The sequence below is a fragment of the Protofrankia sp. Cas3 genome (assembly GCF_963555955.1).
Taxonomy (GTDB): Bacteria; Actinomycetota; Actinomycetes; order Frankiales; family Frankiaceae; genus Protofrankia.
On the sequence record NZ_CAUVXP010000002.1, the window covers coordinates 38,078 to 59,449 of the forward strand.

22 protein-coding genes and 6 pseudogenes are annotated in these 21,372 nt (G+C 67.2%); 15 read left to right on the forward strand and 13 right to left on the reverse strand.

All coding sequences use genetic code 11. The annotated features are described in order from the left end of the window. Nucleotide 1: 1 nt before the first annotated feature. Entirely contained in the window at nt 2–634 is a 633-nt protein-coding gene (tatC, locus tag U9983_RS00670) for a twin-arginine translocase subunit TatC (protein ID WP_322752211.1), read from the reverse strand. A 502-nt stretch (nt 635–1,136) separates the two neighbouring features. Here tatC and U9983_RS00675 point away from each other — a divergent pair. Next, nucleotides 1,137–1,781, forward strand: a complete 645-nt coding sequence (locus U9983_RS00675) for a hypothetical protein (RefSeq protein ID WP_322752156.1) — start codon at nt 1,137–1,139, stop codon at nt 1,779–1,781. Between the two features lie 3 nt (nt 1,782–1,784). Here U9983_RS00675 and U9983_RS00680 read toward each other — a convergent pair whose 3' ends face one another. From U9983_RS00680 to U9983_RS00695, 4 genes and pseudogenes are all read right to left on the reverse strand, one after another. After that, nucleotides 1,785–2,132: a hypothetical protein gene (locus U9983_RS00680; RefSeq protein ID WP_322752157.1), complete on the reverse strand. Its 348-nt coding sequence runs from the start codon at nt 2,130–2,132 to the stop codon at nt 1,785–1,787. A 126-nt stretch (nt 2,133–2,258) separates the two neighbouring features. Then, nucleotides 2,259–2,423 (reverse strand): annotated as a pseudogene (locus U9983_RS00685) (Tellurium resistance); the annotation flags it as partial. 31 nt (nt 2,424–2,454) lie between these two features. Further along, on the reverse strand, nt 2,455–2,634 hold the full coding sequence (locus U9983_RS00690; RefSeq protein WP_322752158.1) for an IS3 family transposase: 180 nt from the start codon (nt 2,632–2,634) through the stop codon (nt 2,455–2,457). A 319-nt stretch (nt 2,635–2,953) separates the two neighbouring features. Continuing rightward, the gene (locus U9983_RS00695; RefSeq protein WP_322752159.1) at nt 2,954–3,082 is read right to left on the reverse strand and encodes a hypothetical protein; all 129 of its coding nucleotides are present in this window, start codon (nt 3,080–3,082) and stop codon (nt 2,954–2,956) included. A gap of 191 nt (nt 3,083–3,273) precedes the next feature. On the opposite strand from U9983_RS00695, the gene U9983_RS00700 reads away from it, so the two are divergent. The 3 genes from U9983_RS00700 to U9983_RS00710 all read left to right on the forward strand — a co-directional run bounded on the left by U9983_RS00700 (nt 3,274) and on the right by U9983_RS00710 (nt 4,423). Then, on the forward strand, nt 3,274–3,609 hold the full coding sequence (locus tag U9983_RS00700) for a type II toxin-antitoxin system RelE/ParE family toxin (RefSeq protein ID WP_322752160.1): 336 nt from the start codon (nt 3,274–3,276) through the stop codon (nt 3,607–3,609). Next, entirely contained in the window at nt 3,606–3,920 is a 315-nt protein-coding gene (locus tag U9983_RS00705; protein ID WP_322752161.1) for a helix-turn-helix transcriptional regulator, read from the forward strand. The genes U9983_RS00700 and U9983_RS00705 overlap by 4 nt, the downstream gene beginning before the upstream one ends. An 89-nt stretch (nt 3,921–4,009) precedes the next feature. After that, nucleotides 4,010–4,423, forward strand: a complete 414-nt coding sequence (locus U9983_RS00710; RefSeq protein ID WP_322752162.1) for a hypothetical protein — start codon at nt 4,010–4,012, stop codon at nt 4,421–4,423. A gap of 55 nt (nt 4,424–4,478) precedes the next feature. Here the strand turns inward: U9983_RS00710 and U9983_RS00715 are convergent, their stop codons facing one another. Further along, nucleotides 4,479–5,294: an MIP/aquaporin family protein gene (locus tag U9983_RS00715; protein ID WP_322752212.1), complete on the reverse strand. Its 816-nt coding sequence runs from the start codon at nt 5,292–5,294 to the stop codon at nt 4,479–4,481. Nucleotides 5,295–5,301: 7 nt separating this feature from the next. Continuing rightward, nucleotides 5,302–5,838 (reverse strand): ArsI/CadI family heavy metal resistance metalloenzyme, encoded by a 537-nt coding sequence (locus U9983_RS00720; protein ID WP_322752163.1) that lies wholly within the window; start codon nt 5,836–5,838, stop codon nt 5,302–5,304. Between the two features lie 112 nt (nt 5,839–5,950). Between U9983_RS00720 and U9983_RS00725 the strand changes: the two are divergent. From U9983_RS00725 to U9983_RS27610, 3 genes and pseudogenes are all read left to right on the forward strand, one after another. Further along, nucleotides 5,951–6,235: pseudogene (locus U9983_RS00725) on the forward strand (ArsR/SmtB family transcription factor); the annotation flags it as partial. Between the two features lie 102 nt (nt 6,236–6,337). Next, nucleotides 6,338–6,757 (forward strand): arsenate reductase ArsC, encoded by a 420-nt coding sequence (locus tag U9983_RS00735; protein ID WP_322752165.1) that lies wholly within the window; start codon nt 6,338–6,340, stop codon nt 6,755–6,757. Between the two features lie 292 nt (nt 6,758–7,049). After that, nucleotides 7,050–7,209, forward strand: a pseudogene (locus tag U9983_RS27610) (kinase); the annotation flags it as partial. A gap of 13 nt (nt 7,210–7,222) precedes the next feature. Here the strand turns inward: U9983_RS27610 and U9983_RS00740 are convergent. From U9983_RS00740 to U9983_RS00765, 6 genes and pseudogenes are all read right to left on the reverse strand, one after another. Further along, entirely contained in the window at nt 7,223–8,884 is a 1,662-nt protein-coding gene (locus U9983_RS00740) for a carotenoid oxygenase family protein (RefSeq protein ID WP_322752166.1), read from the reverse strand. A 56-nt stretch (nt 8,885–8,940) separates the two neighbouring features. After that, nucleotides 8,941–10,464, reverse strand: coding sequence for an aldehyde dehydrogenase (adh, locus tag U9983_RS00745; RefSeq protein ID WP_322752167.1), 1,524 nt, complete (start codon nt 10,462–10,464; stop codon nt 8,941–8,943). Nucleotides 10,465–10,525: 61 nt separating this feature from the next. Then, the gene (locus tag U9983_RS00750) at nt 10,526–11,896 is read right to left on the reverse strand and encodes a helix-turn-helix domain-containing protein (protein ID WP_322752168.1); all 1,371 of its coding nucleotides are present in this window, start codon (nt 11,894–11,896) and stop codon (nt 10,526–10,528) included. Nucleotides 11,897–11,902: 6 nt separating this feature from the next. Continuing rightward, a complete protein-coding gene (locus tag U9983_RS00755) occupies nt 11,903–12,070 on the reverse strand; it encodes a hypothetical protein (protein ID WP_322752169.1) in 168 nt (55 codons plus the stop codon). Nucleotides 12,071–12,172: 102 nt separating this feature from the next. Then, nucleotides 12,173–13,735 carry an AMP-binding protein gene (locus U9983_RS00760; protein WP_322752213.1) on the reverse strand — a complete coding sequence of 521 codons (1,563 nt, stop codon included), beginning with the start codon at nt 13,733–13,735 and terminating at the stop codon, nt 12,173–12,175. A 261-nt stretch (nt 13,736–13,996) separates the two neighbouring features. Continuing rightward, nucleotides 13,997–14,162: pseudogene (locus tag U9983_RS00765) on the reverse strand (IS66 family transposase); the annotation flags it as partial. 200 nt (nt 14,163–14,362) lie between these two features. Here U9983_RS00765 and U9983_RS27615 point away from each other — a divergent pair. The 8 genes and pseudogenes from U9983_RS27615 to U9983_RS00805 form a co-directional block, all read left to right on the forward strand. Then, nucleotides 14,363–14,458 (forward strand): annotated as a pseudogene (locus U9983_RS27615) (alpha/beta hydrolase); the annotation flags it as partial. Between the two features lie 426 nt (nt 14,459–14,884). Then, nucleotides 14,885–16,960: a TerD family protein gene (locus U9983_RS00775; protein WP_322752171.1), complete on the forward strand. Its 2,076-nt coding sequence runs from the start codon at nt 14,885–14,887 to the stop codon at nt 16,958–16,960. A gap of 335 nt (nt 16,961–17,295) precedes the next feature. After that, complete coding sequence (locus U9983_RS00780) at nt 17,296–18,561, forward strand: hypothetical protein (protein WP_322752172.1); 1,266 nt, start codon at nt 17,296–17,298, stop codon at nt 18,559–18,561. A 3-nt stretch (nt 18,562–18,564) separates the two neighbouring features. Beyond that, complete coding sequence (locus tag U9983_RS00785; RefSeq protein ID WP_322752173.1) at nt 18,565–18,774, forward strand: hypothetical protein; 210 nt, start codon at nt 18,565–18,567, stop codon at nt 18,772–18,774. Continuing rightward, nucleotides 18,768–19,292, forward strand: a complete 525-nt coding sequence (locus tag U9983_RS00790) for an NUDIX hydrolase (protein WP_322752174.1) — start codon at nt 18,768–18,770, stop codon at nt 19,290–19,292. The genes U9983_RS00785 and U9983_RS00790 overlap by 7 nt, the downstream gene beginning before the upstream one ends. Nucleotides 19,293–19,405: 113 nt before the next feature. Then, nucleotides 19,406–19,624: a hypothetical protein gene (locus U9983_RS00795; RefSeq protein ID WP_322752175.1), complete on the forward strand. Its 219-nt coding sequence runs from the start codon at nt 19,406–19,408 to the stop codon at nt 19,622–19,624. A 276-nt stretch (nt 19,625–19,900) separates the two neighbouring features. Beyond that, nucleotides 19,901–20,272: pseudogene (locus U9983_RS00800) on the forward strand (VOC family protein); the annotation flags it as partial. Nucleotides 20,273–20,354: 82 nt separating this feature from the next. Next, nucleotides 20,355–21,362, forward strand: coding sequence for an alpha/beta hydrolase (locus tag U9983_RS00805; RefSeq protein ID WP_322752176.1), 1,008 nt, complete (start codon nt 20,355–20,357; stop codon nt 21,360–21,362). The last annotated feature ends 10 nt before the right edge of the window (nt 21,363–21,372 follow it).

Below are 21,372 nucleotides of genomic sequence, written 5' to 3' on the forward strand. Positions count from 1 at the left end.
GTCAGTCAGCGGGAGTCAAGCCCACCGGCGAGGAGCGGACCCGGCGGACAGCCCGCCGCGACCGGCTGGACTCCAGGTCGTCGAGGTCGAGCGGGGAGGTTTCGACGTCGGCGAGACCCGCGTAGGGGGAGGTGGCGGCGCGGCGGGCTGCGCGCCGGTCGTTGGCCCATCCGATGAGCAGGACCACCTCGTAGAGCAGGCACATCGGGATGCCCAGCGCGAGCATGGTGGACGGGTCCTGGCTGGGGGTCACGATCGCGGCGAACACGAAGACCAGGAAGATTTCCGGCCGGCGCCAGGACTGCAGCTTCGCGGTGCTGACCACCCCGGCCAGGTTGAGCATGCACACCAGCAGCGGAACCTCGAACGACAGCCCGAAGATCAGCAGCATGGTGGTGATGTAGCTGAGGTATTTCTCGGCGTCGAGGATGCTGACGAGGCCGTCGCCGGAGAAGCCGAGTAGCAGCTTCAGCCCGGTGGGCAGGGTGAGGTAGGCGAGGGACCCGCCGGCCGCGAACAGCACCAGCGAGCAGTACGGCTGTTTCAGAAAGTTCAGGATGTGCGGTTCGAGGATGAAGCAGACCATGGCCGCAATCGCAATCGCAATCGCGAACGCGATCAGCGCCTTGGCGATCGCGGGGTGGGCAGCGGCAGCACAGGCGGCGTCTCCTGCTCGGTCGGGGACTACTCTGCGGGCGGTTGTGACGGTCAGCGCCGGCCGGGCACCCCTGCGGGATGAGCCGGCGCCGAGCGGCACGAATGCGGTGACGAGTAGTTCCGACGCGCCAGGCTGACATGACAGACGTCATCCGGTCCGGGTGTCGGCACCGGCGCGTGGTTGATGCTACGTCCCCGTCGGCGGGTACCAACGGGGGCACTGATATCCGTCTGGTCACGGTGCTGTCCGAGGATGGCGGTACGGACCAGGGGAACCGGGATGGGTGTTCGGCGTGGGTCCACGATCAGTGCTCCGGCGGGGGCGGGTGTCGGATAGCTGCTATCTTGCGCTTGTGGCGCAGGTGTCCTGATTTCGGATCCTTGCTCCGCTGCAACGATGCCGGCGGTCGCGGGCGCGAGTGGGCTCGGCGTGCAGACCGACTGATCGGGTCCGGCGCTACCGGAGGAGTGGAATTGTAGTGGTACAGATCGGTGGTCGTACGGTCGCGACCGGCGATGTCGGCATCATGGGTGCCGGTGTCGCCGTCTTCGTCTCGAGTTTCCTGCCGTGGTACGGGGCGAGCTTCGGTGGTTACCGCGCGAGCGTCAGTGGGTGGAACTCGGGGTTCATCGCCTGGTTCCCCATCCTGCTCTGCCTCGCCGTGGCCGGGGTCGTCGCCGCGGCGACGTTCGGGAACGTGCGGCTGCCCACGGTCGGCCCGGTCGGCCCGTCGCTGGCGTTCGTCCTCGGCACTGGCGTGGCCGTCCTGCTCATCCTGCTCCGCTGGATCACACTGCCCGACGCGGGCAGCTCGCTGTTCGCCGCGCAGATCAAGTCGGGTCCAGAGGTCGGGCTGTTCCTCGGCCTGATCGGTGCCGCAGTGATGACCGGCTTCGCGGTGTTGCGTCTGCTCGCCAGCGGTGAGCCGATCCCCGGCCGCGGCCCCCGGTCGGCCGGCGGGTATGGCCAGCAGCCGCCGCAGCCGCCGTATGGCCAGCAGCCGCCGCAGCCGCCGTATGGCCAGCAGCCGCCGCAGCCGCCGTATGGCCAGCAGCCGCCGCAGCCGCCGTATGGCCAGCAGCCGCCGGCCGGCGGGTATGGCCAGCCACCGCACAACGGATGATCGTCACGGCTCGGTGATTGATGGTGGCGTTCCGGCCGGCCGCCTGGTGCCGGCCACTGTGTTCGGGAGGGCGTCGGGATGGCCATGGCCGTCCGGCTCGACGTCCGGCTGGTGGCACGCGACGGTGGCCAGGTGGTGCTGGCCCGGCCGCCGGGGGACGCCTGGAATGTGCTGCCCGGGGGACCGGTCGAGACGGGTGAGGGCATAGAGCCCGCGCTGGCTCGCCACCTCGATGGCCTGGCTGACCGCGGCCGACGGGCGGGTCGACCCGGCGGAACGCGACGGGCTGCGGGCGTTTGCGGCCACCGACCCGGTCTGACCAACTTCCCCGCCGGTAGAACAGGCTGTCATCCGGGAGGCGACCGAGGCGCTCGGCCTCGACCCGAGCGACTTCACCGTGCAGGCGCGGCTGGAGTCATCCCGGTCCGCATCGGCCGGATCGTCCGCGCTGGCGGAAGGGTGGTTATCAGCCAGCCGTCACTTCCTCCCCGGGGTCCAGTCCAGTCCCCAGGTGTATGCCGCGTCGAGCTCGCGGTGCCCATTCACGTACCGGATCTCGCGGCTGACGGTGAAGTCGTTCGCGCCGTTGTTGGTGAGCAGCGCGATGGCACACATCCGGGCACCGCCGGCCCGCTCGTCCAGACTGGAGGGTTCCCACTTTCGTGGACAGTCCTTATCGTGCTGCGCGATCACCTTTTTTGTCAAATTCCTCCTCGAACTCGACGGGGGTGAGATAGTCGATCGTGGAATGGATCCGCAACCGATTGCAGTACACTTCGATATACTCGAAGACCCCGATTCTGAGGCGTTCGACGGTGTCGACGGGGTGGAGGTGGATGAACTCCTTCTTCAAAGTCGCCCAAACGATTCAGCGACAACATGATGCTCGCAGTCGAAACAGATTCCGGTACGTCCGACCGAGTTCCGCACATTATTGATCTTGCAGAAGTCGACGAACTCCTTGCTGGTGTACTGGCTGCCCCGGTCGGCGTGGAAGATCACGTCTTTCGGTGGGTGCCTCTGGGTTATGGGGCTCTACACGGTTGAGCGGGAGTCGCACGTGACCGACGGAGGAGGCCAAGGGTTCGAGTCCCCTCACCCTTCTTTCGATTTTCGTTGCATACGGTGACGGTTGTGCGGTTGGCCGTAGTGAGCACACCGATCTCTGGCGGTTACAGCAGGCTGCTCGCGCCGGCCTCGTCGACCATGCTGTCGGCTTGCCGGGGGAGTGCTGATGGTGTGTGGGCAACGATCGTCAGGTCGGTGACGAGCCTGCCCAACTCGGGCGAAGCTGATTTCACCGTTCCCACCGGGCCGTGACCTGCCAAAGCCGTCCGGCGACAGGCAGTAGTCCCGTCGCAGGCAACCCGGACCAGGGAGGTTCTTGACAGCGGTCTCGGGGGTTGAGCCGATCAGCTGGCCTTGCGGCTATGAGATCCAGGTTGCTGTTGACGGCACGTCAGTCCTATAACACGCGTGTTATCGTCAGACGGTGGTGTGGCAGGTCCTCGTCCATCCCGACGCCGACGTCGAACTGGGCAAGATCCCTTCGAGGGAGCGTGCCGCGGTCGTCACTGCCCTCGACAAGCTGCGTGCCATCGGGCCGGCGCTCGGCCACCCACACACCAGCGACATCAAGACCGCCCAGCACCTGCGGGAACTACGACCACGCCAAGGTCGCAGCCCATGGCGTGTTTTCTACCGACAGATCGGGCCCGCCCTGGTCGTCGGTGCTTTCGGCCCAGAGGCCGACACCGACCCGAAGGGTTTCGCAAGAGCCGTCAGGCTGGCCGAGCAACGGCTCGACGATGTGGAGGCTGACGCATGAAGTTCTCAGACCTGAAGGCCCTCGGCCGGGTCATCGAGGACCAGCGTGAGGACGCTGAGTTCTGTGACGTGTGGGACCGCATGGCCTTCGCGCGGGATGTCGCCAACAGGGTGGTCCGGTACCGGACCGAGCACGACCTGAGCCAGCGTGAGCTGGCGGCCATCGTCGGCTTGGTACAGCCCCAGATCGCCAGGCTGGAGAGGGCCGATCACCAGCCTTCCTTCGACACGCTCGCGAAGTTGAGCAGGGCCACCGGGCTTGAGTTCCATTTTGAGGTCGCCCGCGGTGGCGTCGAGCTGGTCGACGCGTGATCCTTGACGAAGAGCCTGGGGGTGCAGCCACGGTCACCCGTTGGATTCGCGACCTGTACGGCAGAGAGCCAGGGCGCTGCCTGTGGGTTGTGCTCGACGATCCGCTGCGCCTGGCCCTTGCGCAAGGCTGGGTTCTGGGCGAGTCAGGGCTGCGTGACGACGACCTGGCGGAAGACCTTGCCGCTGACGACTCCAACAACCGGCGCTTCGGGGACATGCTCGCCGTACTGGCCGAGCATTGGCGATCCGTTTACACCACGCTGCGGCACGGCGCCGGCCTGCGCAAAGCGGTGAACGTCGTTGGGGCCGACATGGAGCTCGTGGTCATGACGGCCCCCGAGCGCATCGGGTGCTACCCGGACGGTGCCACGATTCCTGTGCATTCGTTCGTCACGCGCCTTGAGGCTGACGACTGGGTAATCGCTGCGCTCGCTCGCCGTCTGCCCGTCCCTGGCTGGCCGCCTTCCGAGCAGAACGTCCCGGGACTTGAAATCGACGTGTAGATGCCCGTCTCCTGCTGGCTCCGTGGCCGGTAATCCGCTGGCCGGGTCGCTGTTGTCAGTCATGGGACGCACTTCTCGAGGCCGATCGGGTGGACGGTACGGTGCCATCAGGTGGGGCGGTGCCATCAGGTGAGGCGGTGCCGTTGGCGCTGCCGGGGTGGGCGATGACGACGTCGGCCGCGGCGGCGGGCGTGAGCTGCGGGTAGAACAGGTGGATCAGTCCGATCCCGACAAGGCCACCGACAATCTGGGCGGCGATGAAGCCGGGAGCCGACGCCGGCGCGATCCCGGCGAAGGAGTTGGAGAACATCCGGCCGACGGTGATCGCAGGGTTGGCGAACGATGTGGACGAGGTGAACCAGTACGCCGCGCCGATGTAGGCACCGACCGCGGCCGGCGCCCGCTCGGAGCGGCCGGAGCGGGCCAGGGAGAAGATGACCAGCAGCAGGCCGGCGGTGGCCACGACCTCGGACAGTAGATGCGGCCCGGACGCTCGATGGTGAGTGGCGATCGACACGGCCGCCCGGTCGAACATCAGGTTCGCCAGCACGGCCCCGGCGGTGCAGCCGGCGACCTGGGCGGGTAGGTAGGCGGCCACGTCCCGCCACGACAACCCGCCGAACACGGCGTCGACGGCGGAGACGACGGGGTTGAAGTGTGCGCCGGACACCGGTCCGACCATCAGGATGATCGCGAACAGGCCGGCGGCGGTGACCGCCGCGTTTTCCGCCAGCTCCAAGCCGGTCTGGTTCGGGCTGAGCTGCTGCGCGGCGATCCCGGAGCCGATGACGAGGGCGGCCAGCAGCATGCTGCCGACCGCCTCCGCCGCGAGTCGCCGCGCGAGCGCTGGCTGCCGCTGTTTTCCCGACATCACGTGGTCAGACGCTCAAGCCGGACGCGAACCCGATGGTCAGAAACTCACCCGCGCCGGTGCTCTGCGGGCCGCAGACCGGTCCGCAGTCGCACGCCGACCCCGGCCCTCCCGCAGCGGCGTCTCCCGCAGCGGCGTCGGGCAGGGTTCCCGCTCGGCCTTCCTCGGCGTCGGCCAGGACGGTGTACACCTCCCACGGCGCTCCGTCCGGGTCGTCGACCCACACCTTGTCCTGGACCGCATAGCAGCAGGTCGTGCCCTGTTCGGTCGCCGTGGCCATGCCCAGGGCGGCGAGTCGGCCGGTCGCCGCGGTCACCTCGTCGGAGGTTTCCACCTCGACCCCGAGGTGGTTGAGCGCCCCGGCGACCCCGCTGCCCCGGGCGTCCGGGTTCTCGATCAGCACCAGCTTCAGCGGCGGGACGTCTACCGCGAAGTTCGCATACCCCGGCCGGCGCTTCGCCGGAGCGACCCCGAACAGCTTCGTGTAGAAGTCCACCGCGGCGTCCACGTCGGAAACGTTCAACGCCAACTGCACTCTCGCCATCACAGACCTCCAGACATCGACCAGCATCTATAGCACCTGTTCGGGGCCGAGGATGCGCCGAGGATGCGCCGAGGCATAGACCGCTGTCAATAGCTGAGGCATGCTGGATGCCATGACCACCGCAACCCGCCCCCGCGACCCGTCAGCCCCCGCGGCCGTCCCGGACCGGGCGACCGGTGCATGGGCGTGTTGCACCCCCCTGACCCGCGAAGCGCTGTCCGCCGAGGCCGCCGCCCGCCTCGCCGCCGTGCTCAAGGCAGTCGCTGATCCCACTCGGCTGCGGCTGCTGTCGTTGATCTACGCCCATGAGGGTGGCTAGGAATGCGTCTGCGAGCTGACCGAGCCCCTCGGGCTGACCCAGCCCACGATCAGCCACCATCTGAAAGTCCTGGTCGACGTCGAGGTCTGATCGCCGCGGTCTGATCGCCGCGGTCAGCGGACAACATCGTTTCGCCGCTCCGCCTGCCCGGCACCCATTGAGGAAGGCTACGAGACTGCCGTGACCACCAGCCCTGTTGCTTGCGTGCTGTTCGTCTGCGTCCATAACGCCGGCCGCTCCCAGATGGCCGCCGGTTTCCTGCGCCACCTCGCCGGTGACCGGGTCGAGGTCCGCTCCGCCGGCTCGCTGCCCGCCGAGGAAGTCAACCCCGCCGCCGTCGCCGCCATGGCCGAGGTAGGCATCGACATCACCGACCAGAAGCCGAAGGTGCTGACTACGGCCGCGGTGCAGGCATCCGACTATGTGATCAGCATGGGCTGCGGCGACGCCTGCCCGATCTTCCCCGGTAAGGCATACCTCGATTGGGATCTCGACGACCCGGCCGGCCAAGGCGTCGACGCGGTCCGTCCGATCCGCGACCAGATCGAGATCCTCATCAAGGAGCTCCTCGCGCGCATCGACGAGGCCGGTCGGCGCTGAGCTTTCCGCTCGCCTGTCTTGAGATCATCTGAGTTCAGGGTGGTCACCGGCCAGCCGACGGGGGAACGGGAACTGTTCAACCCGGCGAGGGTGCCCACCACGCGCTATACCGATACCGGGGCACAGCCATTCCCTCCCCATGGGCTGCCACAACATGAGGTAAACGACCCGAGTAGACGCGGGGCTTGTGGACCGCCCGGTGCCTGGTGACGGGCACGCCGGGTGCGGGGAGCGGGCCGGGGAAACGGAGCAGCGGCAACGCTGCCACCGCGCCCCGGTCCGACTCCAGGTGGAGACGCTGCGCCGGCACGCCACACGGCCCCAGGCGAGCGAGTTCAGCGGCGAGGACATGCGTGGGCTGGTATCTGCCGCACGACGTGCTTGGCGTCGAGGGCGAGCAGGTCCTCCCTGACCACTTCACGCTCCACCGAACCGTCGCTACGACCGTTTGAACCCGCCTGTCCGTCAGCCGAACTGTGCGAGCACCTGTTCGACCACGCCGCGTACGGCCGGAGACAGGTTCTGCCAGCCGTCGCCGAGGTCGTCGGCGTAGGAGCGCCGGTATCCCGTGTCCTGCGAGCGGATGGTCGGCATGTACCCGGAGTGCACCTGGAACGACTGCTTGAGCCCTGGTGTGGTCGCCGTTGCGATCGGGCCCTTGCCGAGCGTGAGCGCGTCGAAGATCTGCACCTCGGTCCGGTCGCGATGCTGCAGGAAGATCACAACCCAGCCGTCGCCGCCGGTGGCGTCGTCCGGTACGTACACCGGCGACTGGCCGAAGGTCCCCTCCGGGAACGACCAGGCCGACTGCTCGGTCATCGTCTCCAGGTCGAGGCAGACCAGCGAGGACGGGATCTCCCGGGTGGGCAGTTCGTCGACCGGGACGACCCGGTACGGGTGATCACGGTACATCTCGACGATGTGCGTGGCCAGCATCTCGGTGTCGCATCCCCAGTACGCCTGCCACAGGTAGCGGCCGCGTTCCAGCGCCGGGCGCTGCATGTCGCGGCTGTAGAGCAGCGTGGCCCAGTGCCGGTCGGGATCGAGGAACAGCTTGGTGTCCCTGACCTCGCCGGTGGTGCCGTTGATGACGTAGCGGCCCACCGGTGAGGCGTCCACCGGGGTGGAGAGGAAACCGTAGAGGCCCTTGGGCATGGCCGTGTCCGTGCCCCAGATCGTGTCCTGGTCGGAGAGCGCGTAGTTGATGTCCCAGCCGTTGGAGTGCGCGATGTACATGGTCACGTCGTCGCCGTCCTGACGGTAGTCGGCGAACTCGTGGAACGACTCGTAGGGCACCCGGGCATGGGTCACCGGCACCGCCCCACCCCGGCGGGAACGGGTCAGGTCACGCTTGGCCACCAGGTAGATGTCGGTGAACGGCAGATGCGGCTTCGTGCGGTTGCGTCCGGCGAAACTGCCCGGCTCCGGCTGGAAGCCGACCTCGGTGAAGATGACGTAGTCCTCGGTCACGGTCACCTCGTGGATGCCGTGCAGCACCCGCGCACCCGGGACATACCAGGTGTCGAGCTGGCCCTGACCGTCGAAGCGGACCACCCACAAAGGGCTGTCCACATCGGTGGTCGAGTTTCCCCGTGGACGCAGGTCCACGTTGCACCACCACATGCAGCCGTCATCGAGATCCTCGACCGGGTGTGCCGTCGTGTAGACGCCGGGGAACAGCGGATGGGCGTTCACCTCGGGGTATTCGTCCACCCCGCCGAGGAAGCTCTTGAATTCAAGAGTGACCGGGTCGAACTCCGCCGGTCGCTGCGGATCGAAGGTAAGCAGCAGTCGGTCGCCGAGGAAATGCGGCGAGGTGTTCGTGAGGGACGGATGCGCCCCGACCATGAGCTCGGCCAGCTCGGCCGGCGGCAGTGTCTGCGCCAGCCCGCCGAGGATCGCCAGGTCCGGCGTGACCACCCGCTTCGAGCGCCAGTGTCGGGTGGCCAGGTCGACGCGGGTGACGATCCCCGGGCCACCCCATAAGAAGTCGACCGCCGTCGGCTGGGACGGGCCGATGATGAACGCGTGCCCGCTCAGCCTGTCGGGCCACTGCCCGGCAGTGACAGCGAGTTCGACATCCTGCTCCAGGCTTGGTTCGAGGACGTGGTGAAGTGCATGGTCCATATCGCTTTCCCTTCGGGAGTCGTGGTTCCACTGTCGTTCGACCTGACGCCGTCGTTCTAGAAGAAGCCGAGCTTGCGCGGGGAATAGCTCACCAGCATGTTCTTCGTCTGCTGGTAGTGGTCGAGCGCCATCTTGTGGGTCTCGCGGCCGATGCCCGACTGCTTGTATCCGCCGAAAGCCGCGTGCGCCGGGTAGGCGTGGTAGCAGTTGGTCCAGACCCGGCCGGCCTTGATTCCGCGGCCGAGTCGATAGGCGGTGTTGATGTCGCGTGACCAGACACCGGCACCGAGACCGTACGGTGTGTCGTTGGCAATCTTCAGGGCCTCGTCCGCGTCGTCGAAGTTCGTGACGGACAGGACCGGACCGAAGATCTCCTCCTGGAAGATCCGCATCTGGTTGTGACCCTCGAAGATGGTCGGCTGGACGTAGTAACCGTCCGAGAGTTCGCCGCCCATGTCGGCGCGCTCGCCGCCGATGAGGATCCGTGCGCCCTCCGCTCTGCCGATCTCGACGTAGGAAAGGATCTTCTCCAGCTGTTCGCTGCTCACCTGTGCGCCGATCATGGTTTCGGTATCGAGCGGATTGCCCTGCTTCACAGCCTTGGTGCGGTCGATCGCGTCGGTGATGAACGATGCGTAGATCGAGGACTGGATGAGCGCGCGGGACGGGGCGGTGCAGACCTCGCCCTGGTTGAGGGCGAACATCGTGAAGCCCTCGAGCGCCTTGTCGTAGAACTCGTCGGTCGCCGCGGCGACGTCGGAGAGGAAGATGTTCGGGCTCTTGCCGCCCAACTCCAGTGTCACCGGGACGATGTTCTGGCTGGCGTACTGCATGATGAGCCGGCCTGTGGTCGTCTCGCCGGTGAACGACACCTTCGCCACCCGGCTGCTTGACGCCAGTGGCTTGCCGGCTTCCGGCCCGAAGCCGTTGATGACGTTGACCACCCCGGGCGGCAGCAGGTCGGCGATGATCTCGATCAGCTTCATGATCGACGCGGGGGTCTGCTCGGCCGGCTTGAGTACGACGGTGTTGCCCGCAGCGAGCGCGGGCGCGAGCTTCCACGCCGCCAGGGTGAGCGGGAAGTTCCACGGGATGATCTGGCCGACCACGCCGAGTGGCTCATGGAAGTGGTACGCGATCGTGTCCTCGTCGATCTCGGCGATCGACCCCTCCTGGGCGCGCAGCGCACCGGCGAAGTAGCGGAAGTGGTCGATGACGAGCGGCATGTCGGCGTTCAGCGTCTCGCGGACCGGCTTGCCGTTGTCCCACGCCTCGGCGACGGCGAGCGCCTCAAGGTTCCGCTCGATCCGGTCTGCGATCTTCAAAAGGATGTTCGACCGCTCGGTGGCCGAGGTCCGCCCCCAGGCCGCAGCGGCGCCGTGGGCCGCGTCGAGGGCGAGCTCGACGTCCTCCGCGGTGCTGCGGGCCACCTCGGTGAACGGCCTGCCGGTCACCGGCGTGATGTTTTCGAAGTACCGTCCCTTGACCGGGGGCTCCCACGTGCCGTCGATGAAGTTCTCGTACCGGCTCGCGTAGGAGACCGGGCTGCCCGGCTGGCCGGGTGCTGCGTACACCGTCAAGACGTGCCTCCCCGAAGAGAAGTAGCGTCTTCCGTCAGGAAAGACGCCTGTCACCGGCACGTTAGGTTCGGGTACCTTGCAGCGACCTTGCAGCGGATGTCTGGGGCGCGGCGAACTCGGCCGACAACCGCGTGAGCCGCGCGGCGGCCAGGATACGGCGCGGTGAGGACACGGGGAGACTGTCCGTCAGTGCCCGCCACATCTCCAGGTCGTCCTGTCCCCACGGCGCGCGTGTCCACGCGGTGAGTGCGTCCGGGTCGCCGGAGGCGAGCAGCGCCGCCCGGGCCTGCTGCTCGAGCAGGGACCGCGCACGACGCACACCCGGCGCCTCGGAACGCGGCAGCAGCGGCCCCTGGTAATGACGTAGCGCCACCTGGAGCGCGCCCGATTCAAGGAGCTCGGCGACGGTCATGAAGTCGGCCTCCATACCGGGCCCCACCCGGTACGGCCGGGAGTGCAACAGCTGCGGGCCGACAAGCCGACGCAGCCGGCACATCTCCGCGTGCAGCGTGATCGGGTTGGCGTCGTCGCCGTACAGCTCGACGCCCAGCTGCTCTCCGGTGAGGCCCTCGGGGTGCGCCAGCAGGATGACGAGGATTTCGCTCCGCCGAGGCGACAGCTGCATCCGCCGGTCCCCGATCCGAAGCAGGCCCTCGTCGCGCCCGAGTACCTCCAGCTGCAGCCGGCCTGCTGATGAACGGACGCCAGGACGGAGCCAGGGCACCATCTCGCCCTGGTCGCCCAGCCGTTCGCGGCGGCGTTCCCGGATCCGCGCGAGCTCACCCTCCGCGGCCCGCGCGGCGGCCTGCACCAAAGCCAGACTGTATGGGGTCGCCAGCTGGTCGCCGCCGGTGATGTCGATCACGCCAAGGCTTTCACCCGATGCGGGGTCATGGATCGGAGCCGCCGAACACGTCCACGACTGCGACATCCGACTGAAGTGCTCGGCGGCGAACAGCTGCACGGCGTGGTCGACCACGAGTGCGGTTCCCGGCGCGTTGCTCCCGGCGTTCCGCTCGTCCCATGCCGCGCCCTCGACGAAGTTCACCCGCTCGGCCAGGCGCCGCACCCCGAAATGGCCCTCGACCCACAGCAACTGCCCCGCGGCGTCTGAGATGGCCATGAGGTGGCGGCAGTCATCGGTGACACCGCCGAGGAGTTCGCGCAGCAGTGGCAGGACGTCGGCGAGCGGATGGATGCGTCGGTAGGCGTCGAGGTCGCCGTCGGTGAGGACGACCGGGGGCAGGTTGCGGTCGGGATCCACACCGGCCTCCGCCGAGCGGCGCCACGAATCGGCAACCACTGGGCGCAGCACCGGCCACACCGGGGGTGCCGCGCCCGCGGTCACGAACGCCTCGTGTGCCCGGCGTAGTGCGGCCGTCCGTTCGGCCGGGTCGCTGCCGGGTTCCAACGCGAGCCAGGGATTCGACACGGCCGCCTAGCCTGAGATCTTCATGGCTGCGCGGAGCCGCATCGTGCTGAGCTGCACGCCGTCGCGGCAGGCCACCGGTGTACCTACCGCGAGCGGAGGCTGCCCGGTGGATCGTCTGATATACCGACGGGCGCCGGTCACCGGCTCGTCCTTCTCCGCGAAACCGACGCTCACGATGCCGCCCCTCCTTGCGTGCCTGGGCACCGGTGTGCCCGTCCGGGGATGGTCCCACCGCCCGGTCCCGCGGGGGCGGGGTTCGGCCTTCCGGGAATTCTCCTAGCCGAATGTCAGGTCGATGGCTCGTTCACGGAGCATGGCTTTCTGGATTTTTCCGGTGGAGGTCTTGGGAAGGACGCCGAAGATGATCCGGCGCGGTGCCTTGAACCGAGCGATCCGGGTCCGGACGAAGTCGATGAGTTCCGCCTCGTCGGCGGCGTCCTGTGATCGCAGGGTGACGTACGCGATCGGAACCTCGCCCCACGTCGGATGCGGGGCACCGACCACCGCGGCCTCAAGGACCTCCGGATGCTCGGCGAGGGCTTTTTCCACCTCGACGGAGGTGATGTTTTCTCCACCGGAGATGACGATGTCCTTGATCCTGTCGCGCAGTTCGACATAGCCGTCGGGATGCATGATCCCGAGGTCGCCGGTGTGGAACCAGCCGCCGATCGAGGCCTCGGCGGTTGCCTGCTCGTCCCGGTAGTAGCCCAGCATGATGTTGTTACCTCGCAGCACGATCTCGCCGAGGGTGGCCGCGTCGGCCGGTACGTCCGCTCCGGACGCGTCCACCACACGGACCGGTTCACTGATCACGTTGGCAATTCCCTGGCGTGCGGTCAACCGCGCCCGTTTCTGCACGGTCGAGCCGTCCCATTCCGGCTGCCACTCGCACACGACGGCGGGACCGAAGGTCTCAGTCAGTCCGTAGAGGTGGTGTACATCGATTCCGAAGGTCTCCATCCGCTCCAGCAACGCGGGCCACGGCGGTGCCCCCCCGGTGAACACCTTGACCGGATACGGCGGGCGATGCGCCGCAGGATGATCAGCCAGCATGGCGAGCACGGTGGGCGCGGCGCAGAAGTGACTGATTCCCTCGTCTCGGATCGCCCGCCAGATCTCGCCGGAATCGACCCTGCGCAGGCAGTGGTGCACGCCGCCGGACGCGGTCACCGCCCACGGGAAGCACCAGCCGTTGGTGTGGAACATCGGCAGTGTCCACAGATAGCGCGAGGACGTGTCGAGCGTGGCATGGTAGGCCATTGCGACCGCCTGCAGGTAGGCGCCGCGGTGGTGGTACATCACCCCCTTGGGCTGGCCGGTGGTACCGCTGGTGTAGTTCAGCGACAGCAGCGAACGCTCGTCGGTTACCGGCACTCGATGCGGCTGCGCGTCCGCCAGCAGCAACTCGTACCCGGCGTCCTGCCCTGGGCCGCAGTCCCCGGCAAGGATCACGGTCGGGCGCCCGGTGCCGGCGCGCAGCGCGTCCGACAGCACCGGGCGGTACTCGGCGTCGACGATGGCCACCGTCACGCCGCTGTGGTCCAGGATGTAGCCGATTTCGCTCGCGGACAGTCGGGTGTTCACCGCCACCAGCACGGCACCCGCGAGCGGTACCCCGTAGTGCGCCTCGAGTAACACGTGGGTGTTCGGGCACAGGACCGCCACCCGGTCGCCGGGCTGTACCCCGTGTTCGGCGAGCACCCCGGCCAGCCGCTGCGCGCGCTGCCAGAACTCGCCGTAGGAATACTGCAGATCGCCGTCCACCACGGCCGGCCGCTGGGCGAAAACCCTCGCTGCTCGTTCGAGGAAGGACACCGGGGTCATTTCTTGGAACGTCATCGCGCTCACGGGAGCTCCTTGTCTGGCGTGCGGATCGCTCCGGCCGGGCCCCGGAGGTCTGGACGAGGTGCCCTGTCCTCACCGCGCCCGCTCCTGGGATGATCTCAACCGTGCCCGGGTCGGGGCAATGCCCTTGCCCGCGACGCCGCGACGCCGCGTCCCCTGTTGCCGGGCGCTCCAAAGCCGCGGAGATGTAGCTGTTCAGCTGGGATTGCTGGTTGCTGGTTGCTGGTTGCTGGTTGCTGGTTGCTGAGCATGGCCTCAGGAGGGTTGAGCCGCGGGACGGAAGCCAGGCGCCGATAGTGAACAGCTGGATGAGCACGTCGAGGGTGTGCAATCCCCATTTGGTGGCGGTAGACAGATAGGACTGCACAACGGCGAAGTCGACCAGGCCCTGGAGGGTGCGCCAGCAGCCGCCGCCCTGGCGTGGATCTTCAGGCGGTCGGCGACGGCGTCGGTGCTCATCGTCCTGGTGGTGCCGCGGGCGGTGAACACGACGGCGTCCTCGGGCGCGGGGTTCTCGCGCTGCCAGAGCCGCAGTGCGGCGACGGCGGGCGCCCTGAGCGGGGTGATCCGCCCTTTGCGCCCCTTGCCGTGCCAGAGCACGTGGGCGCCGGGCCCGTCCCAGTCAAGGCGACATTCCCGGTGCTCAAGAACCCGGCGAACCGGCACAGGGCCGTCGGCTTCACCTACGAGCAATGGCACTACGCCTTCACCAACACCACGGTGACAACCTCGACGATGCCGGCAGAGCACTGCTCGCTACCGTGGGCACCGTCGTGACCACCCACTCGGGAGCACACTGCCGCGGCGATACCGTCCGCGGGCTCGCAGCCGGACAGACCACCCGGCTGGAAGCCCCCGGCCGCACTTGAGTCATTCCATCGTCGGCGACGTCATCGGTTTCGCCCTCAGCTGGCCGGGCCAGCTGAACGGTCCGACACGCGATCCACAGGCTCCGGACAGTCCCGTCAGCGTCTCACGCAGCAGTGTTTTGTCTGCTTTATGAAGATCTGAGCGGGTTGCGTGCCCGGCTGGAACGGCCGATTTTTATGTTGCATCGCTTCTTATTGTTTTCCCATCGATGCTCGATTGTAGATCAAGCAGTTGATCTTCTTTTATTAAAGTCTCTGGCTGTATGGTTCGGGCATGTGCGCTGCGACGGTTGCGGCCATGCGCAAGGGGGGAAACGTAACCCTCAGCGCCCTGGCTGACGAGCTCGGTTCGGTCTCGGTCATTCTTGAATGGGCTGCTGAGAAGGGGCATCCGCTTGACGCGGATGTGAGCGTGCTGCTGCTTGGGGATGACGGGAAGGTCCGGTCGAACGACGACTTCGTCTTCTACAACCAGCCGTCCGGGGCAGGCGGGGCGGTCAGGCTTCGCGGCAAGACGTCCGCTGCCGGGGAGCGGCACACGGCCTTCACCGACGTCGTTGAGGTCGACATGGATGACGTCCCGGACAGCGTCGAGCGGGTGCTCTTCGCCGCCAGTTTGGACGGCGGTGAAGGTGATGGCTTTGGCCGGCTGGAGTACCTGCGGCTGCGGCTACTGCGGGGGGCTGACGCAGTGGAGCTGCTGCGGTACGACGTCACGGGTGCATCCACCGAGACCGCGTTCATGCTCGGGGAGGTCTACCGCCGTTCCGGGCAGTGGAAGTTCCGCGCGGTCGGCCAGGGATACGACACAGGCCTGGCGACCCTCGTCACCGAATACGGTGTCGAGGTCGACTCCGACGAGGAAGACAGCCCCGCACCCGGGCGAACCGAGCAGGTGGCGCCCGTAGGCGCGGATCCTGCGGACAGTGCCGGCACCACTGCCGGGGTAGATGCTTCCAGCGCTGCAGGTCCGCCAGATGTGTCCCGCCCGCCGGCCAACAGGAGGGAGCGGCGAACCCAGACGGTCACCACGAAGAAAAGCAGGTCAGCGCGGCGGCTGCCGGCGTCGAAGGCGAGAAGGCCCGATGCCGGGGAGGTAGAGCAGCGGTGGCAACCGGCGAGGCTGTTCCCCGTTGCGGGTATCGGTGGTGCGGCGGAGCAGGAACGGCGCGCGACGTCGGCGTTGCTGGCCGTCGTGGGTTCGGTGCGCGAGTTCGGTCGTGCTTTGACCACCCGCTTCGGGGCGCCGGCCGGCCAGGTCGAGACGTTCATCGAGGTGCCGTTCAACCGGGGCGACGACCCCTACGTGCCGGACGGCCTGATCAGAGTGACCCGGGGGCAGCGATCGTGGACCGCGCTGGTCGAGGTGAAGACGGGCACTGGTGAACTCCGCTCGGGGCAGGTCGAGGCGTACCTCGACATTGCCCGGGAACAGCGGTTCGACGCCGTGCTCACCATCTCCAATCTGATCACGACGGCAGACGAACGCCATCCTGTCGCGATCGACGGGCGGAAAACGAAGAAAGTCGGCGTCTACCATCTGTCGTGGGCGGAGATACGATTCCGCTGCCAGCTCCTGATAGAGAATAGCTCGGTGGCGGACGCCACCCAGGAGTATATCCTCGGCGAGTTTCTCCGGTACCTCGATCACGGGCGTTCCGGGGCGGAGACGTTCGACGACCTGGGACCTCACTGGGTGGCGGTGAGGGACAGCGTGTCGGCGGGCACGCTGCGACCCACGGACAAAGGACTGCCTTCCGTCGCCGAACGCTTCGACCAGTTTGCCCACTGTCTGTGCTTACACCTGGGTGGGCTGCTGGGTATCGAGGTCATCTCCCAGGTGAACCGCCGTGTGGACGCGACGCAGCGGCGGCAGATGTTGGCCGAGGAGCTGTGCGGGAACGGCACCCTGTCTGCGATGCTGCGGATCCCCGGGGCGGTCGGTCCAGTGACCGTCACCGCGGATCTGCGTGCAGGCCGGGTCGTGTGCTCGGTAAGCATTGACGCACCTCGCCAGGGACGCCCGCTCACCCGGGTGAAGTGGATGGTGAGGCAGCTCGGGGATGCGAACGGAAATCTGCGGGTCGAATCGTTCGACCAGGGATCGCGGGAAGCAGCCCGAGCCGAGCTTCTCGCCTTGGTGCGCCAGAAGCCGGACATCCTGGTCACCGATCCGGGATGTGAGATCAGGGCCTTTCGTATTTCCTTGAGCGCTCCCCTCGGGACGAAACGCAGTATCGGGAAGGGCACGTTCGTCACCTCGGTGGTGGACACGCTGGAGAAGTTCTACGAAGAAGTGGTGCAGAACCTGCGTGAATGGCGTGACTCCGGCGAGGCCACTTCGACGTAAGTGTACGGCCAGCTCACGCCGCAGACCACGCATAGGCCGCCCACCTCGATGTGCTCGTGCAGTACCCGTACTGCGGTCCGGCACAGCTGCCGCAGCTCCGGCGGGAAGTAGTCAGCGACGATCGGTGCGGCCGGAGCCGATGTTTGGCGGGTCATGGATCGTTCTCCCTGGTTGGGGACGTGTCCGGGTAACCAGAGAGTGGCCCGGCTGGGCCGTACCGGGCATGATCGCGGGGGTATACACGCCATACATGCCGTGTATGTCGTTCGCCGCGTAGGGTGGACCAGGCTCTAGAATTGCTGGTCAGGATGCCGCACCCGGAGATCAGGACGATCATGGACGCGAACCGCCCGGCACGTTACTGCCGCTGCGGAACGCGCCTTGCCCGCGACAACAAGAGCAGCCAGTGCGCCCCGTGCCAGACCAAGGCCCGAGACTTCATCATTCAGCCGCCGGACTTGCCTGATGAGTTCTGGGACACCGATCAGTTTCGGGATGCTTTCACTGCGCAGCACATCGGCCACGTCTCGCGGGCGTATCGCAAACACCCGCAGCACATCGCCGTATACGGCAAAGACGGCATTCCGCAGGGTGTTGTCGCCGGTTGGCTCGGCCTGACGCAAGCGCAAATCAGTCGTATCGAGAACGGCGCACCCGTCCGCCATCTCGACAGCCTGACGCATTGGGCACGGACGCTTCGCATTCCCGAGCATCTACTGTGGTTCAAATTGCCCGGTGAGCTGCCTGCAAATGGCAACGTCCGTATGACCGAGGGAGAGATGGCGACTATACCGCAGCAAGCCCCGCCGCGGCCCGTATTGCTTCAGGCTCCGTCATTCAGACTGCCGCTTGGCAGCAGCAATGGTTACGCCTCCGCGATACAGTCATTCCGGGCGGCGGATCGCCAGGTCGGCGGCGGTCATCTCTACGCCACGGTCGTCAAGTACCTGCAAGCTGAGGTCGCGCCACGCATGTTCGGAGTCGATCACGGCAGCGATGGAAGGTTGGCTTTCACGGCCGCAGCCGCGTTGACCGAGATGGCTGGGTGGATGGCTCACGACGCCGGGCGGGACCAAGCCGCCGGGCAGCACTTTGCGCGCTCTCTTGATCTCGTCAAGCTCGGGAACGACCGGCAGCTCGGCATACACATCCTGGCCAGCATGAGCCATCTAGCCCACCACCAGCGCAAGTCGGCCGACGCCATCCAGTACGCGCGACGAGGACGTGAAGTGCTGGCCCGTGGTCCGCGGTTGCCTGAACTCGAAGCTCGTCTCCTTGCGATGCAGGCTCGTGGCTTTGCAGTGCTGCGACGATCCGACGACTGCACGCAGCTCCTCACCGAGGCGGAGCGGGTGCTTGAAGCGCAGCCGGCCGAGGAACGGTCGCCATGGGTGAGCCACTTCGATGAAGGCTCACTAGCGAACGAGGCCGCCCGGTGCCTACGCCAACTCGGAGACCTGACTCAGGCGGAACGGCAAGCGGAGCGTGTCATCGAGCTGCGGCCGGGGGACCGCACACGCAGCCGGGCATTCGGGCAGCTCATCCTTGTAACTGTGCTCATTGCCCAAGGCAGGCCCGACGAAGCCTGTGCCGTGGCTTAGGAGGTGCTGGACGCGACCCAGCAGCTCGGCTCCTATCTCGTCATCCAGCAGCTTCTTGATCTCAAGCGCCTGCTGGAGCCGCACCGGGGTACTCGGATGGTGGCCGAGTTCTTGAGCTGCCTCGATGAGGCGCTCAGGGAGCGGGTGTGGCTCTACCAGTGGCTCACACAGGACGGACGTGGCGATGGAACGGCGCTCGGGGAGAGATGGTGAACGCTGACGCTCCGCTGTATGAGCGTGACCCGGAAGCCTGGCAGGCGTACTTGGCAGAGGGCAACGCGAAGCAACCACGCAAGCGAGTCAGCGCCGACGTGATCCTGCGCGACCACGCGGGCCGGATTCTGCTCGTTGATCCGCAGTACAAGCCCAACTGGGACACACCGGGCGGCATGGCCGAGGCCAACGAGCCGCCGCACGAGGCCGTGCGCCGTGAGCTGAAGGAAGAACTCGGCCTGGACGTGCATGTGGGCGGATTGCTCGTGGTCGATTGGGTATCGCCACATGGGCCGTGGGATGACCTGCTCGCCTTCGTCTTCGACGGCGGCGAGCTGAGCGACGAGCAGATCGCTGGGCTCAAGCTGCGTGACGAAGAGCTGTCGGCGTTCGAGTTCTGCACGCCCGAGCAGGCGCAGCAACGGTTGCGGCCGTACGTGTGGCGACGGGTGGCGGTGGCGCTCGACGCACTGAAGACGGGGCGCGTGCAGTATCTACAGGATGGGTACGCACGTTAGGCAAGGCCACATTGACATACTCCCAAACTGGTTCAAAATAAGAACAAAGTTGGAGAGAATTCATATATGCTGACTCGCAGTCTATTCCGGCTGGGGATGGGTGAGGAGGTATCGTGAGTCCAAGGTCTGGTGGTGAGGCCGACAAGTTCGGCAATCGCTACGAAGGGGCCTGGACGGTACGGCACCTCCTATTCGTGCTTGCCGGAAAAGCGGAGTCCGTCACCGTCGAGGATTTCGGTGACTTGGCGCAGGGTGTTGAGTTCACCTATCGTCGTCACGACGCTACTGAGGTTCACCAGTTAAAGCGCCAGGACGGTAGAGCGAACAGCTGACCGGTTGAGGCCGCCCCCGCCTTCGGGGTGTGGGGCCAGGTCCAGCTGTTCGGCCAGCGGCGGTCGGGACGTCATGGGCTTTCCTCTCGAACGTGCCGATGCTCGGCCAGTTTCGGATTCGTGATCTCAGCGACCAGATATCATTTGTATATCCAGGCTGATTCCGCCCGCCCTCGGTTACCGGCGACGCTGAGATGGTGCGGGCGGTGCCGAGGGACTCGTCACCACCGGCCCGCCGATCCGGCCCGGACCCGCATCACACCAGAGGAGCGGTCGATGCACCCGTCCTATGAGTCAGCCGCACTGCCGGGAGTCGTGCGCCAGCTCGGCTATGTCGTCCGTGACCTCGACCAGGCGGTGGCCGCCTGGCTCAGCATGGGTGTCGGCCCCTGGTACGTCCTGCGCGGACGGCCGCAGAGCGGGCTCTATCGCGGCCAGCCCTGCGAGGTGACGTTGTCGGTCGCCTTCGCCAACACCGGCGATCTGCAGATCGAATTGATCCACCAGGAAGGCGACACGCCCAGCATCTACACCGAGTTCCTCGCGTCCGGGCACGAGGGCTTCCATCAGCTGGCCTGGTGGGCCACGGATTTCGACGCTGCGCTGCGGGCTGCCCAGGCCGCCGGCTGGCGGTCGATACCCGGCGGTCGGCTCCTTTTCACCTGGATCGTCCGTGGAGAGGATGCTTCTCGTTGTCGTACAGCAGCGTTCGTGGCGATCGGGAGAATCCATGACCATCGGGGCACCGCCATCCACATCGCAGGGTATGCCCGTCGGCTCGCCGCCTCCGTTCGACGCCGAGCTGGTGGCGGCGCTGGAGGCCCTCGGGGCTTACCTGCCGTCGTCGGTGACGCCGGCGATGATTCCGGGGTTTCGCGAGGCCATGGGCGGGATGGCCATGGCGGACGAGGAGCTTGTGCGTGGTGGCGCGTTCGACGTCCAGGACGTGGCGGTGCCCGGTCCGCCCGGGGCGCCCGACGTGTCGCTGCTGGTGTGCCGACCCGCGGCGGCCAGCGCGCCGTACGCGGCGTTGTACTACATGCACGGCGGTGGAATGATCATCGGCAACAATCGGCTGGGTGTCCCGGAGACGCTGGACTGGGCGCAGGAGCTGGGCCTGGTCGTGATCTCCGTGGAGTACCGTCTTGCTCCCGAGCATCCCCATCCGGCGCCGGTGGAGGACTGTTACGCCGGGCTGCTGTGGACGGCTGCGCACGCCGCCGAGCTGGGCGTCGACCCGGCTCGGATCGTGATCGCGGGTAGCAGCGCGGGCGGTGGGCTGGCCGCGGCGTTGGCGCTGCTCACTCGGGACCGTGGCGGCCCGACTCTGGCCGGGCAGATGTTGCTGTGCCCGATGCTCGATGACCGTAACGACACGCCCTCCGCCCGGCAGATGGCGGGGCGGGGCGTGTGGGATCAGACCGCCAACGCGACGGGCTGGTCGGCGCTGCTGGGTGCCGATCGCGGCGGCCCCGACGTCTCCCCGTACGCGGCGCCGGCGCGGGCCGATGACCTTTCGGGGCTGCCGCCGGCGTTCGTCGACGTCGGTTCGGCGGAGACCTTCCGGGACGAGGACGTCGCCTACGCGACGCGTATCTGGCAGGCCGGTGGTGTCGCCGAGCTGCATGTATGGCCTGGCGGTTTCCACGGGTTCGACATGCTGGCGCCGCACGCCGCGGTCTCGCAGGCCGCGAAGGCGGCGAAGCTGCTGTGGCTGCGCCGGCTGCTTGCCGGCTGAACCGGCCGCG